The organism is Streptomyces sp. NPDC053750 (assembly GCF_044544295.1).
In the GTDB taxonomy this organism is placed as follows: Bacteria; Actinomycetota; Actinomycetes; order Streptomycetales; family Streptomycetaceae; genus Streptomyces.
This window is the reverse complement of the sequence record NZ_JBITXB010000005.1, coordinates 117,398-131,113: the sequence shown is the minus strand read 5'-3', so window position 1 is coordinate 131,113 and position 13,716 is coordinate 117,398. Positions and strand designations below refer to the sequence as shown.

Genomic DNA, 13,716 nt, shown 5'->3' with positions numbered 1-13,716 from the left:
ACAAACACCCGTCCGGCGCCCCGGCCTCGGGGGCCGTCGGCGTGGTCTCGTGGTGTGCCTCGTGGTGCTCCACGATTGCGCAGTCCCAGCTGTCCCAGAAGTGTGGAACACGCTCATCCGCCGCAGGCTTGTGCCGGTCGGCGGGCCCGTGAACAGGGGGTAAACGGTTGCTGAACTCACCCCGGACCACCGCCACTTCGAGTACCGGGGCCGCCGGAACCGCCGGCTCCGTCGGCGTCACCCACCGCCGCGTCCCGGTGGCGGTGACCGCCCCGGACCCGATCAGCCGCGAGGGCGCGGTCAGCCAGTTGCGCCGGCACCCGGAGATCGACCTGCGCGAGGAGTCCGGCCCCGGCACGGTGGCCCTGCTCATCGAGGACGTGCTCGACGACACGGCGCTCACCCGGCTGCGCCGCGTCGTGCGCAGCGAGGGCGCGCGCGCCGTGCTCGTGGTCGGCGCGATCCGCGAGAACGAACTGCTGGACGTCGTCGAGTGCGGCGTCGGCGCCATCGTCTGGCGCCACGAGGCCACGGCCCACCGGCTGGTGCAGGCGGTACTGGCCGCCTCCCGCGGCGACGGCGACCTGCCCGCGGACCTGCTCGGCCGGCTCATCAGCCAGGTCGGCACCCTGCACCGGGGTGCGGCGGGCCGCCCCGGCGCCCCCTCGCTGGGTCTGGCACCCCGCGAGGTGGACGTCCTGCGACTGGTGGCAGAGGGCTTCGACACCGGGGAGATCGCCGGCAAGTTGTCCTACTCCGAACGAACCGTGAAGAACGTCATGCACGGGCTCACCACGCGGCTCCACCTTCGCAACCGCGCGCACGCCGTGGCCTATGCCCTTCGGGAAGGCTACATCTGACCGAAAGGGCAACAGGGAGCGGCCCCTTGGGGCCTCACGGGCAGCGCCGCCTGCCCGACCGACGTCCCCGACGCGCCTGCGGACGGGACGGCGCCCGGGGCACGATCGGTGACAGGCGGCGGCCGCGGACGGGCCGGCGGAGCGCAGGCGCGGGCAGGGCAGGAGCACGAGCGTGATCCACGAGGTGGACGAGGTCCTCAGGAAACTCCTCGACAGCGGGGCGTTGACGGGCTCGGGCATCAACGTGGCCTTCGAGGCCCCCACCCGCGACTGGGCGGCCCGGCGCAACGGACCCGTGGTCAACGCCTACTTGTACGACATCCGGGAGGACGTGGGCCGCCGGCACGGCGGGCACGTGATGATGCGCGACGAGCAGGACATCGTGGTGCGGCGGCGTCGTCCCCCGCGCTGGTTCCGGCTGTCGTACCTGGTGACGGCCTGGACGAAGACCCCGCAGGACGAACACCGGCTGCTGTCGGCGGTACTGGCCACCCTGCTGCCCCGCGACCTGCTGGCCCCCGCCGAACTCCCCGCCTCCCTGGCCGCGCTGAACCTGTCGGTGCCGCTGTCGGTGGCCGGCGTCCAGACGGAGTCCCGCTCCCTCGCCGAGATCTGGTCCGCCCTCGGCGGCGAGCTGAAGCCGTCCCTGGACCTCGTGGTGACCGTGCCCTTCCCCGCCTACCCGGAGTACGAGGCGGGGCCCGCGGTCACCGAGGGCGCGACGGTCCGGCTGCGCGACACGGCCGACGACGCGTCGGATGCGAAGGGGCGCTCCCACCGGCCCCACCAGGTGGCCGCGGCCCGTGCAGCCCGCAAGAGGGCGGCGAACCGCCGTACGGACAAGTGGTGACCGTGCCGCCCGCGCCGACGTCGGCGGCACCGACGTCGCCCGCGCAGACGCCGGCCGACGGCTCCACCGCCCAGGTGCTGCTCGCCCGCCTCTCCGCCCTGCGGGAACAGGTGACGGCGCTGGTCGAACGCCGTGCCGCCGACGACCCCACGGCCGACGACCCGCTGCGGGGCCTGTACCTGTCCGACGAGGCCGTGCGACACGTGCTGCGCACCTGGCCGACCGCCGGCGCGGCGGGTGCCGCGGTTGCCCTCGAGGCCGAACCGGCAGGATCGGTCGGCCCGGGTGACAGCGACCGGCTGGCGCGGCTGGCCGGGCGGACGGGGCTGACCGAGCTGGACACCGCGCTCCTGCTCATCGCCCTCGCCCCCGACGCCGACCGCACCTTCGAGCCGCTCTACGGCTACCTCAACGACGACGTGAGCCGTCGCCGCGCCACCGTGGGCCTCGCCCTCGACCTGTGCGGCGTGCCCGCGCACACCTCTGCGGCCCGCGCCCGCCTGCACGCCTCGGCCCCCCTGCGCGCCCTCGGTCTGCTGGAGGTCGAGGACCCCGAACGCCCGTTCCTGACCCGTGCCCTGCGCGTCCCCGACCGGCTGATCGGCCACCTCCTCGGCGACGACACCCCGGACGCCGCGCTCCTCGGCCTGCTGCACCCGATGCCGCAACCGCTGCCCGCCGACCCCGCCGCCGAGCACTTCGCGCACCGGCTGGCCGCACGCCTCCACGACGGCCCGCTCACCGCCTACCTGCGCGAACAGCGCGAGGGCGACGGCCTGGCCGCCCTCGCCGCCGCCCTGCGCGCCGCCGGACTCGACGCCCTGCGCTGCTCCGCCCCCGAGGACCACGTACCCGAGCTGCTGCGCGAGGCCCGCCTCGGCGGCCGGGCGGTCGTGGTGTCGGGCCTGCCCGAGAAGCCGGGCCCGCTGGTGCGGGCGCTGACCGCGGCGACGGACGTCACCGTGCTGCTGACGGACCCCCGCCCGTACGACCCGCACTGGTCCCCGACCGACCCGCTGGTCCTCGACGCGCCGGGCCGCCGGGCCGGTGGCGCGAGCGCCTGGCGGGCCGCGCTCGGCACGGACGCCGACGGCTTCGACCTGGCCGCCACCGTCGCCCCGTACCGCCTCGGCGGCGACCGTATCCAGCGGGCCGCGCACGCCGCCCGTGCCCTCGCCGCCTTCGACGGCGGCCCGGTCACCGCCGACCACGTCCGGCTCGCCGCCCGCCGTCAGTCGGCCTCCGGCCTGGAGAGCCACGCCCGGCGGATCCGGCCCGCCGTGGACTGGCGGGACCTGGTGCTCCCCGACAACCCCCTCACCCAGCTGCGCGAACTCGCCCTGCGCGCCCGCCACCGCGACCGCGTCCTCGGCGACTGGCGGCTCAGCGCGGGCGGCGGGCGCGGCCGGGGCGTCCTCGGTCTGTTCGCGGGCGAGTCCGGCACCGGCAAGACCCTGTCGGCGGAGGTGGTCGCGGCCGACCTGGGCCTCGATCTCTACGTGGTCCAGCTGTCGTCGGTCGTGGACAAGTACATCGGCGAGACCGAGAAGAACCTCGAACGGATCTTCACGGAGGCCGACCGCACCGACGCGGTGCTCCTCTTCGACGAGGCCGACGCCGTCTTCGGCAAGCGCTCCGAGGTCAAGGACGCGCACGACAAGTACGCCAACATGGAGAGCGCCTACCTGCTCCAGCGGCTGGAGTCCTTCGACGGCATCGCCCTGCTCACCACCAACCTGCGCGCCAACATCGACGAGGCGTTCACCCGGCGCCTGGACCTGGTGGTCGACTTCCCGTTCCCCGACGTCGAGCAGCGTCTGGCGCTGTGGCGGCACAGCCTGTCGCGGGTCCCGTCCACCGACGGCATCGACCTGGAGCCGCTGGCCCGGGAGTTCGAGCTGGCCGGCGGTTCGATCCGCAGCGCGGTGGTCACCGCCGCGTACTTCGCCGCCGGACGCGACGACACGGTGACGGCGGGCGACCTCCTGGAGGGCGCCCGCCGTGAGTACCGCAAGGCCGGCCGGCTGGTCCCGGGGGAAGGCAACTGGTGACCGCCGGGACCGCCTGAGCCTCAGTCCTTCTTCGGGTGGATGATCTCCCACTCCTGGTCGTCGATGTTGCTGCACTTCTCGAGCATCATCTTGGAGAAGAGTGCGCCGCCGTTCGTGCCCTCCACACCGAGGCAGTTCTGGTTGCTGGCGAAGTTGCGGATCCAGTAGGCCCCGCTCTCCTGCTTGTCGACCCACCAGTACTGGTTGTCGGTCATGCCGGTGCTGTCGCAGTGGAACTCGGTGATGGGCGTCCCCACGGCAGCGCCGACGTGATCGGGCAGGTCCATGCAGAACTTGTCCTTGATGTTCCGGATCTGGAAGAGCGCAGCCCCGCCGGGCCCGCCCTCCGGGTACTTCACCTCGAGGTTCCAGATCTGGTTGTCCCCGTCGGTGTCGTCGCAGACGGCCTGCTGCACCGGGCCGTCGGCCGTGCCCTTCTCCCGCCCGGGAAGTTCGGCACACATATGGCTGGTGGTGTTCCGCAGCAGGATGTTCTGGGCGGGTACGACGGGCTTCGGCGTGGGCTTCTTCGACTCGCCGCCCCCGCCACCGCCGCCGCCCTTGTCGCCGCCACCGCCGTCGCCCTTCGGCTCCTCAGTGGCCGGCTCCTCCTGTTGCGGCTGCTCGGCAGGGGCGGACTCGGCCGTACTGGGCAGGGGCTGTTCGATCGACGCGCTGGGGCTGGGCGCGAGCGCGACACCCGCCTCCTGGGTCTGTTCGGTGGCGCTGGTGCGGACCTGGGGCTTGTACGCGATCCAGATCATCACGAACGCGATGCTCAACGCCAGGGCGATCCCGAAGAACGTCGCCAGCCAACGCGGCAGGAAGCCGCGCTGGACGTACGTCCCCTCGACCTCCGTCGGATCGACCCCGGACCGCCGCACCGCCAGCGTGTACGGCCGCTCCTCCTTCGACCCGAACCAGATGATCTCCCGCGGCTTCAGCGTCGTCTCCACGAACGCCGCACGCCCCGGCTCGATCTGCACGTTCCCCGGCCGGATCTCGTACGAAAGATGATCACCGGTGTCACTGCCCGACACCGACGCCGTCACCTTCGTATTGCCCAGGTTGTCCACCGCCAGCCGCGGCCGACCCCGGAACCGCCCCTTCACCGTGTGCGGCACCAACTCGGCCCGCACCTCGGTGAACGGCGTGATCGTCAGGTTCCCCTCCGGAACCGTCACCGCGTCCGGATGCTCCGTCGGCGTGATCCGCACCGCATACGGATTCGGACCAGCGGTCGCATCCGGCGTACGCGGCGGCGCAAACGTCAGCTCGACCGTCCCGGTCGTCCCCGGATACAACCGCAGGGACTGCGGCTCGATCGTCGTCCAGGGCGCCACGTCCCCGACCGGCTCGAACCGGTACTCGTCGACGACGTCGCCGGTATTGCGCACCCTCAGGCGCACACGCGTACTACTGCCGGGGTCCACAGTCGCGGACGCGGGCTCCAGGGAAGTCCACAGGCTCACGTGGCGAGGCTACGAGGGTTGCCTCTCCCCGTCAGGAGTCGTAAGGGCAAAGCTGGTTGCCCCGGCAGACGTCTTCACACCGTGAAGCGGACCGCCTCCAGCTGAAGCTTGTCCTTCTCCATGTCACTGCCGAAGTAACGCCACTTCGGCGTGGTGCAGCCCTGGTTCAACCAGCCCTTGTCCTTCACGTGAGTGTTCGCGCAGACGGCGCCTTCCCCGGTCGCGAGGGTGAACCCCTCCATCGGTGAGACCGCCTCCTTGGTGCTGCCGAGATACATGTCGGCCTGGTCGGGGGCGCTCGTCCACTTGTCGCCGGTCAGCCGCCATCCCTCGACGACATGGGCCCCGTTGCCGGACACGCCCTTGGTCCCGGACACGGCGATGTTCAGGGCCTTGATCGGAAGGCCCTTGCCGACCGTGCCGGCCTCGGCTCCGTCGCACACCGGGGCCTGCCAGCCCTGGTCCGCCACGTAGGCGCGGTAGCAGATGTGCCGGCCGTCGCTGCGTGCGGCGAGCTCCTTCACCGCCGTGGCCGCGGTGCGCGCCGGAGGCTTGGGCTTCTTCGACTCGCCGCCGCCTCCGCCACCGCCGCCGCCCTTGTCGCCGCCGCCACCGCCGTCGCCCTTCGGTTCCTGCGTGGCCGACTCCTGCTGCTTCGGCTGCTCGGCGGGGGCGGACTCGGCCGTACTGGGCAGAGGCTGTTCCGGGGATGCACTGGGGCTGGGCGCGAGGGCGGCACCGGCTGCCTGCGTCTCCGTGGCGCTGGTGCGGACCTGGGGCTTGTACGCGATCCAGATCATCACGAACGCGAGGGCGAGAGCGACGAAGATCCCGAAGAACGTCGCCAGCCAACGCGGCAGGAAGCCTCGCTGGACGTACGTCCCCTCGACCTCCGTCGGATCGACCCCGGACCGCCGCACCGCCAGCGTGTACGGCCGCTCCTCCTTCGACCCGAACCAGATGATCTCCCGCGGCTTCAGCGTCGTCTCCACGAACGCCGCACGCCCCGGCTCGATCTGCACGTTCCCCGGCCGGACCTCGTACGAAAGATGATCACCGGTGTCACTGCCCGACACCGACGCCGTCACCTTCGTATTGCCCAGGTTGTCCACCGCCAGCCGCGGCCGACCCCGGAACCGCCCCTTCACCGTGTGCGGCACCAACTCCGCACGCACCTCGGTGAACGGCGTGATCGTCAGGTTCCCCTCCGGAACCGTCACCGCGTCCGGATGCTCCGTCGGCGTGATCCGCACCGCGTACGGATTCGGACCAGCCGTCGCATCCGGCGTACGCGGCGGCGCAAACGTCAGCTCGACCGTCCCGGTCGTCCCCGGATACAACCGCAGGGACTGCGGCTCGATCGTCGTCCAGGGCGCCACGTCCCCGACCGGCTCGAACCGGTACTCGTCCACCACGTCACCGGTATTGCGCACGCGCAACCGGACACGCGTACTACTGCCGGGGTCCACAGTCGCGGACGCGGGCTCCAGCGAAGTCCACAGGCTCACGTCGCCAAAATACGGAGTGGGCCACGCGCTGTCAGGGCCCGTCGGGGCAACCGCCGTTGCCCCGAGAGGCCAATCGGCCGGGGGCGTCGACTACTCCGTCTCGTCCGCATGGTCGGCCGCGGAGCGCTGGGCGACGACGGACGGGGCGATCTCGGCCCCGGACTTGAAGGCTGCTCCGTCGTTCACCGCCGCGACCTCGGAGCCCTGCTTCGGATCCGTGGTGGCCGGGCCGCCACCGTTGCTGGCGCCCGTCTCCTTGACTCCTCTGCTGTTCATGTTGAGGTGGCTGGCCTCGTGGGCGAGGATCTCCTCGTTGCCGATGGCGGACGGGCCGAGGAACACATCCATGCCGATCGTCATGGCCTCGGCGCCCATGGCCGCCGTCGCGCGCTGGGCGACCGCGTCCTTGTGCACACGGGCCGCGGCGATGCCCGGGTTCTGGTAGAACGACGTCGCCCTGTTGAGGAAGGACGTGGGGAGCGGCGAGTGGGGCGACTTCTGGGCTTCGGACAGGAGCTGATGCTGCCCCTCCGGACTCCTGTCGTCGATCCCGTCGTGCCCACAGCCTGCACCGTGCTGGTGCGAGTCCGGGTCGAAGCGGCGCTGGACGGCGTGCCCGCAGCCGGGACCGTGCTGGTGCGTGTCCCGAGCGACGACCCGCTGGACGGCGGCGTTGCCGGCGGACTGCTGGAGTGCCAGGACCGCCGCGGGGGCCATCAGCGGTCCGCTCACTCCGATGGTGGGCGCGGTCACGGCCCGGTGCGGAGCCCGACCGCCCCGCGCGGCCTTCTGGTCGGCGGCTTCCTCGTGCGCGCGCACCCTGTGCTCCCTTCGACACCGGACCTGTGGCCCTCAGCTGTACCGGACCATCCCCGCGACCGACAGGTCCCTGAGGGCAATGCCGGGGGCAGGAGCCGCCCCCGGCATCGGATGCCGGTCTCGGCCGGGGGTGCTCAGGCCGAGGCGATCTGCTTGGCGATCGCGTTCTCCCACGCCGTCTGCATCTGTGGGTCGTTGAGTGAGTCCCGCCACTCCTTGTCGTTCTGCTTGTGCCTTGCCGGGTCGCACTTGATGGCCTTGAGGAAATCGAGTACTTCCTCACGGATGTCCGTGGGGACGTTCCGGCTCACCGGGACGGCCGGACCGGCGGCGAGCGCATAGATCTCCTGCGCCACGACCTGCCGCTTTCCCTGCTTGATGGACTTCGTCACCTTGAAGGCTTCCAGCCAGGCAGCCGCCTTGCTGCCACCCTTGCCGTCCTTGGACATCTTGGGCGGCTCGGACTCCTCGGTCCCTTCCTGGGCCGTCGTGGTGCGGGCCCACTTCTCGTGGTCCCGCACCGAGTTGTAGCGCTTGTTGGCCTTCCTCCCGCCCTTCACCGCGGCAAGACCACCCAGGGCCAATGCCGCCGTACCACCCGCGACGGCAGGGCCGATCGGGCCACCGATCACGGCGGTGGCGGCCAGGATCGCCACGGCACCGGCTCCGATGCGCGCGACGTTGCCCGTCAGGTCGACGGCGCGCTTGACGATCTTCCTCTTCTGCTTCTTGACCACGTAGTCCCTTGCGAAGGCCAGGTGCCCCATCAGCTCACCCCTGAGGCCCTCAATGCGGTCCCGGAGTCCTTCGACGGCATCCAGGGTTGCCTCGGTCGACTCGGTCGGCGGGCCCGACAGCTTGGCGCTTTCCTGCGTCAGCTCCTGCGTCGCCGCCCCCAACTCGTCGAGTACGTCCTGAAGCTTTCGTTTGCGCTCTGCGGCAACGCCCTTGAAGTGTTCCTTGACCTTCTTGCGGGTTTCCGCGGTGTTCTTGATGACCACAGCGTCGCGAGTGGCGATGATTCCGGAGAACCCGATGGTGAGAGCACCGCCGGCGTCTCCGAGGGCAGCCACTCCTCCGACGGTTCCGGAGTTCCTGACGCCGTTGTCGACGATCTTCACGACGTCGTTGGCACCCATCAGGGAGTTCTGTGTCAGACCGGCGGACTTGCTCTTCAGCTTCTTGTCGTCCTGATGAGCGTCCGGACCCTGTCCGTTGCGCCCCTTGTATCCGGACATGACATCTCGGCCGTCGTTGACCATCCCCAGCAGACTGTTCGTGACATTGGGCACGGTCTCGACCTGCTGCAGTATCGCGGTGTTGTGCATCACCGCGGTGTTGCCGTCCTTCGTCGCGTCCGACCGAACTGCGCCTCCGACCGGTGCGCTGCCACGCAGGACCGCCGTGTCGGCCGGATCGAGCCTCTGCTTGGCCTTGGTGAGGCTGAACGTCTCCTTGAACTTCTGCCTCTTCGATGGGTTCGGGTCCGCCGTGACCTCTGGTGCCGCCGCCTTCTTCGCCGCGTCCTCGGCCTTCTTCGCCGCGTCCTCGGCCGACTTCGCCCCGGTCTCGGCCTCCCCCGCCCGCATCCGCTCCTGCGCCGCGCTCGCCGCCTGCTGCCGGGCCTGGGCCGCCTCTTCCGCCCGCTGCCGCTCCGTCCTTCCGGCCGTCGTCGCCGACTCCCGCGCCTGTGCCGCGGTCGTGGCGAACGCTTCCGCGTTCTTCCGAGCCCGGCCCGCCTCCGCCCGGGCCTGCCCGGCGGCCGCTTCGTGCTTCGCCGCCTCCTTCTGAGCCGTTTCGTACAGCTTGTGCGCGGCGTCGGCCTCGCCCTCACGCTGCTTTGCCGTGGCCGCCGCGTCCTTCGCCTGCTTCCGCGCGGTCCCCGCAGCCTCCTCCCAGCCGGCGGCGGCCTCCGCGGCCTGCTTCCGCGACTCCTTCGCGGTGTCGGCGTCGCCCCCGTGCTTCTTCACCGCTTCCTCGGCCTGCCCCGCCCGGGTCAGCGCCTCGGACGCGATCCTCGCCCACTTCCGCACCTCTTCCTCAGCTGCGGCCCGGGCCTCCGCGTCCGCCTCTGCCTTCGCCGCCTGCTCCTGGGCCTTCTCCTCGGCTGCCGCCCTCTGCTGCGCCGCGGTCCTGGCCGCCGCCTCCTCCCGCTCCGCCTCCTCAACCTCCTTCCTGAACTTGGCCGCTTCTTCCTCGGCTGCCTTCCGCTTCCGTTCCGCGTCCTCGGCCTGCTGCGCGAACTCGGCCACGTCCTTCTCGGCGGCCTTCTGCCTCTGCTCCGCTTCCTCGGCCTGCTGCTCGAACTTCGACTGTCTGGCCTTGGCGCTCTCCGCCTCCTTGCGCGCCGTTTCCTCGGCGCCCTGGTGCTTCTGCGACCTCGCCTGTGCTTCCTTCTGCTTCCCTGTGGCGGTGTCGGCGTCCTCTGTGAGCCGCAGGTCCTCGGCCCTCGCCTTCCCCTCCTGCTCGGACGCCCGGCCGGCCTCCTGCTCGAACTTCTCCCGAGCGGCCTGGGCCTCCTTGGCCTGCTTGCGCGCGTCGACCGCGTCCCCGGACGCCTTCCACACCTCGGCCGTCGCCCCGGCCCGGCCCGTCGCCGCCGCCGCGGCGTCCTTCTTCCGCTTCGCCACCTCGGCCTCGGCGGCCAGCAGCTTCTCCTTCGGGTCCGCCGCCGGCTGCTTCCCCTTCGGGTCCTTCCTCTGACGCTCCTCGCGGCTCTGCTGCTCGGGCTCCGTCACCGGCGAGATCACCAGGTCGTCCGATGCCGAAGTGCCCGTCTGCTCCTGGCCCGTGGACTTGGCGAGCTGCCCCGTACCGGCCGCACGCTGGAGCACCGTGGCGACGGCCCGGTTTCCCGCTGCGGCCTGCAGCGAGGCCAGGGGCGGTGACTGACGTGCCTGCGGGCGGGGCCGCGCCGGAGTGGCCCCGTTCGGGCGGTGTCTCTGCGTGTGGTTCAAGCGGTCCGGCATGGACGATCCCCTCCTGACACCCCGTCACCGACCCCGCTCGCGCGGGGCAGCGCCCCGGTGCGGCGGGACGGCGCGCCCCGTAACGGGGCTTGATCGCAAGATGACATCTTGGCGAACTGACAGTCGACAGAAGATGTTGAATCAGAAACCCCTGGCGTACGCCAGGGGTCTTCGAGGGGAAGGGCCGGGAAGGTCCGGGAGTCTGCCCCAACGGGCACGACCAGGGGCAACGGCGATGCCCCCGGACCGGCCCCCGGAGACGTTTCGGGGGCGGCAACGCGCGCGTGAGGCTGAGGGGCGTCCTGTCTCGTACCCCGAGGAGAGCAGAGCATGCCGTCCTACCTGTCGCCCGGCGTCTACGTCGAGGAGGTGGCCAGCGGCTCGCGCCCGATCGAGGGAGTCGGCACCTCGGTGGCGGCCTTCGTCGGTCTCGCCCCGACCGGCCCGCTGAACGAGCCCACGCTGGTGACCAACTGGACGCAGTACGTCGCGGCCTTCGGTGACTTCACCGGCGGGTACTACCTCGCGCACTCCGTCTACGGGTTCTTCAACAACGGGGGATCCGCGGCCTACGTCGTCCGCGTCGGCGGTTCGGCCGAGGACGCCGTCGCCGACGACGCGGTGAACGGCACCGGCGCCCCCGCCGCCGTGACCGGCAGCACCGCCAAGGCCGCGCTGCCCGCCGCCGAGCCCAAGCAGCTCGGCACGTTCGCCGTGACGGCCACCGCCGCCGGCCAGAGCGGCCCGCTGACCGTCGAGGTCGCCGACCCCGAGGGCGAGGGCCCCGCCGAGCGCTTCAAGCTGATCGTCAAGGACGGCGACAAGCCGGTCGAGACCTTCGACGTGAGCGCCAAGAAGGGCAACCGCTCCTACGTCGTCACCCAGGTCAAGGAGCGCTCCAAGCTCATCACCGTGACCGAGGCCGCGCCGTCCGCGCAGCTGGTCCGTCCGGAGAACCAGACCCTGACGCTGCCCGCGCCGCCGTCCGCCGCGCCCGCCGTCCCGGCCGCCCGGGCCGAGAGCGCGCACCCCGGCCCGGCCGAGTACCTCGGCGACTCCGCGGACCGCACCGGCTTCGGTGGCCTGGAGGCGATCGACGAGATCTCCATGGTCGCGGTGCCCGACCTGATGGCCGCCTACCAGCGCGGCGCGATCGACCTGGAGGCCGTCAAGGCCGTCCAGCTCGGTCTCATCGCCCACTGCGAGCTGATGGGCGACCGCGTCGCCATCATCGACCCGCCGCCCAGCCAGAACGCCCGCCAGATCCGCGTCTGGCGCCAGGAGACGGCCGGCTACGACTCCAAGTACGCCGCCCTGTACTACCCCTGGATCAAGTCCTTCGACCCGGCGACCGGCCAGTCCCGGCTGGTCCCGCCGAGCGGCCACGTCGCCGGCATCTGGGCCCGCAACGACTCCGAGCGCGGCGTGCACAAGGCCCCGGCCAACGAGGTCGTCCGCGGCGCCGTCGACCTGGAGCTGCAGATCACCCGCGGCGAGCAGGACCTGCTCAACCCGATCGGCGTGAACTGCATCCGCTCCTTCCCGGGCCGCGGCATCCGCGTCTGGGGCGCCCGCACCCTCTCCTCCGACCCGGCGTGGCGCTACCTGAACATCCGCCGGTACTTCAACTACCTGGAGGAGTCGATCCTGATCGGCACCCAGTGGGTGGTGTTCGAGCCGAACGACCACAACCTCTGGGCGCGCATCCGCCGCAACATCTCCGCGTTCCTGGTCAACGAGTGGCGCAGCGGCGCCCTGTTCGGCCAGAGCCCGTCCGAGGCCTACTACGTCAAGTGCGACGAGGAGACCAACCCGCCGGAGTCGGTCGACCTGGGCCGGGTCGTGTGCGAGATCGGCATCGCGCCGGTCAAGCCCGCCGAGTTCGTGATCTTCCGGCTGGCCCAGTTCTCCAGCGGCAGCGGGGAGCTGGAGGAGTAACGGGCGCCTCGCCCACCAGGTCCGCGTAACTCCCGCACGCCAACGTCAAGCAGCGTCAGAAGGACAGCGAACACATGAGTCTCAATCCGGGTGACTCCCTTACTTCACACAATTTCGGCCTCCAGATCGACGGCGTGATGATCGAGTACCTCTCCGAGGTCAACGGCATCACCCTCGAGCAGGACGTCATCAAGTACCCGCAGAACAACGGCGCGACCGGCAAGCTCGAGATCGCGGTGATGCCGGGCTCCGCGAAGGACGGATCCTGCACCGTGGTCCGCGGTATGACCCAGTCGTCCGCGTTCACCGAGTGGATCAACGACTCGCTCGAGGGCCGTATGTCCTCCGCTCGCAAGAACGCCTCGATCATCGTGATGGACTACGAGGACAACCCGGTCAAGCGGTACAACCTGCGCAACGCCTGGTGCAGCAAGCTCGACATGAGCCCGGTGAAGGCGGGCGACGCCTCCGCGCTGACCGAGACCGTCACCATCGTGTTCGAAGAACTGGTCATCGAGTAATGCGGCGTACGCCTGCCAAGGCACCTGCCGCGGCACCCCAGACCGCGGCGGCGGGAGCGGACTTCCCCCGTTCTGCTTCCGCCGCCGCACCGGCGGACCCGCCGGCCGCTCCCCCGGCGGGTCCGGAGCCGCGGCAGCAGCTGCGCACCGAGTTCCCCTTCGAGCTGCCGCGCGGCTACGTCGACGAGTCGGGCACGGTGCACCGGGACGGTGTGATGCGCCTGTCGACGGCACGGGACGAACTCGTCCCGCTGCGCGACGTGCGGGTGCAGCAGAACCCGGCCTACCTGTCGGTGGTGCTGCTCGGCCGGGTCATCACCCAGCTGGGCACGCTGACGTCGGTGCACGACGGGATCGTGGAGAACATGTTCGCCTCCGACCTGGCGTTCCTCCAGGACTTCTACCGCCAGATCAACGCGGAGGGGCACACCCGCGCGGCCGTGCAGTGCCCGCACTGCTCGGAGCCCTTCGAGGTGGAACTCGGCGGGAGCCGCCTGGGGGAATCGTGACGTACGCGACCGACCGGCTGCACGAGGAGATCGCGTACGTCGCCTACCACTTCCACTGGGGCCTGGAGGCGATCCTGGACCTGGAACACCAGGACCGACGCCGGTACACGGACGAGATCGCGTCCCTCGTGACGCGCGGCGCTGCGGAGGGCTGAGCGGTGGGATTCCTGGACCGGTTGCGGGGCCGTCGGGACGACAGCGCCCCGGCCCCGGGCGGTA

General features: G+C 71.2%; 11 protein-coding genes. 7 read left to right on the top strand and 4 right to left on the bottom strand.

Features of this window, described 5'->3' with window-relative positions:
* Positions 1-167 precede the first annotated feature (167 nt).
* The 3 genes from ACIGO6_RS16455 (at position 168) to ACIGO6_RS16445 (ending at position 3,761) form a co-directional block, all read left to right on the top strand.
* Positions 168-860, top strand: a complete 693-nt coding sequence (locus tag ACIGO6_RS16455) for a LuxR C-terminal-related transcriptional regulator (RefSeq protein ID WP_399876199.1) — start codon at positions 168-170, stop codon at positions 858-860.
* Positions 861-1,032: 172 nt separating this feature from the next.
* A complete protein-coding gene (locus tag ACIGO6_RS16450; protein WP_399876197.1) occupies positions 1,033-1,710 on the top strand; it encodes a DUF4255 domain-containing protein in 678 nt (225 codons plus the stop codon).
* Complete coding sequence (locus tag ACIGO6_RS16445; protein ID WP_399876195.1) at positions 1,707-3,761, top strand: ATP-binding protein; 2,055 nt, start codon at positions 1,707-1,709, stop codon at positions 3,759-3,761. Before ACIGO6_RS16450 ends, ACIGO6_RS16445 begins: the two co-directional genes overlap by 4 nt.
* Before the next feature lie 20 nt (positions 3,762-3,781).
* Here the strand turns inward: ACIGO6_RS16445 and ACIGO6_RS16440 are convergent, their stop codons facing one another.
* The 4 genes from ACIGO6_RS16440 to ACIGO6_RS16425 all read right to left on the bottom strand — a co-directional run bounded on the left by ACIGO6_RS16440 (position 3,782) and on the right by ACIGO6_RS16425 (position 10,529).
* Positions 3,782-5,233, bottom strand: coding sequence for an RICIN domain-containing protein (locus tag ACIGO6_RS16440; RefSeq protein WP_399876193.1), 1,452 nt, complete (start codon positions 5,231-5,233; stop codon positions 3,782-3,784).
* A gap of 74 nt (positions 5,234-5,307) precedes the next feature.
* Complete coding sequence (locus ACIGO6_RS16435) at positions 5,308-6,741, bottom strand: hydrolase (RefSeq protein WP_399876190.1); 1,434 nt, start codon at positions 6,739-6,741, stop codon at positions 5,308-5,310.
* A gap of 90 nt (positions 6,742-6,831) precedes the next feature.
* A complete protein-coding gene (locus ACIGO6_RS16430; RefSeq protein WP_399876187.1) occupies positions 6,832-7,560 on the bottom strand; it encodes a DUF4157 domain-containing protein in 729 nt (242 codons plus the stop codon).
* Between the two features lie 134 nt (positions 7,561-7,694).
* Positions 7,695-10,529 carry a hypothetical protein gene (locus ACIGO6_RS16425; RefSeq protein ID WP_399876184.1) on the bottom strand — a complete coding sequence of 945 codons (2,835 nt, stop codon included), beginning with the start codon at positions 10,527-10,529 and terminating at the stop codon, positions 7,695-7,697.
* 330 nt (positions 10,530-10,859) lie between these two features.
* Between ACIGO6_RS16425 and ACIGO6_RS16420 the strand changes: the two genes are divergently transcribed.
* From ACIGO6_RS16420 to ACIGO6_RS16405, 4 genes are all read left to right on the top strand, one after another.
* Positions 10,860-12,467, top strand: coding sequence for a phage tail sheath subtilisin-like domain-containing protein (locus ACIGO6_RS16420; protein ID WP_399876181.1), 1,608 nt, complete (start codon positions 10,860-10,862; stop codon positions 12,465-12,467).
* A 74-nt stretch (positions 12,468-12,541) separates the two neighbouring features.
* Entirely contained in the window at positions 12,542-12,988 is a 447-nt protein-coding gene (locus ACIGO6_RS16415) for a phage tail protein (protein ID WP_399876179.1), read from the top strand.
* Entirely contained in the window at positions 12,988-13,497 is a 510-nt protein-coding gene (locus ACIGO6_RS16410) for a hypothetical protein (protein ID WP_399876177.1), read from the top strand. The genes ACIGO6_RS16415 and ACIGO6_RS16410 overlap by 1 nt, the downstream gene beginning before the upstream one ends.
* Positions 13,494-13,652 carry a DUF6760 family protein gene (locus ACIGO6_RS16405; protein WP_399876174.1) on the top strand — a complete coding sequence of 53 codons (159 nt, stop codon included), beginning with the start codon at positions 13,494-13,496 and terminating at the stop codon, positions 13,650-13,652. Before ACIGO6_RS16410 ends, ACIGO6_RS16405 begins: the two co-directional genes overlap by 4 nt.
* Positions 13,653-13,716 lie beyond the last annotated feature (64 nt).

Coding starts and splice junctions, on each gene's coding strand:
- ACIGO6_RS16425 (WP_399876184.1), bottom strand. CDS start 10,529: ATGCCGGACCGCTTGAACCACACGCAGAGACACCGCCCGAACGGGGCC.
- ACIGO6_RS16420 (WP_399876181.1), top strand. CDS start 10,860: ATGCCGTCCTACCTGTCGCCCGGCGTCTACGTCGAGGAGGTGGCCAGC.
- ACIGO6_RS16415 (WP_399876179.1), top strand. CDS start 12,542: ATGAGTCTCAATCCGGGTGACTCCCTTACTTCACACAATTTCGGCCTC.
- ACIGO6_RS16410 (WP_399876177.1), top strand. CDS start 12,988: ATGCGGCGTACGCCTGCCAAGGCACCTGCCGCGGCACCCCAGACCGCG.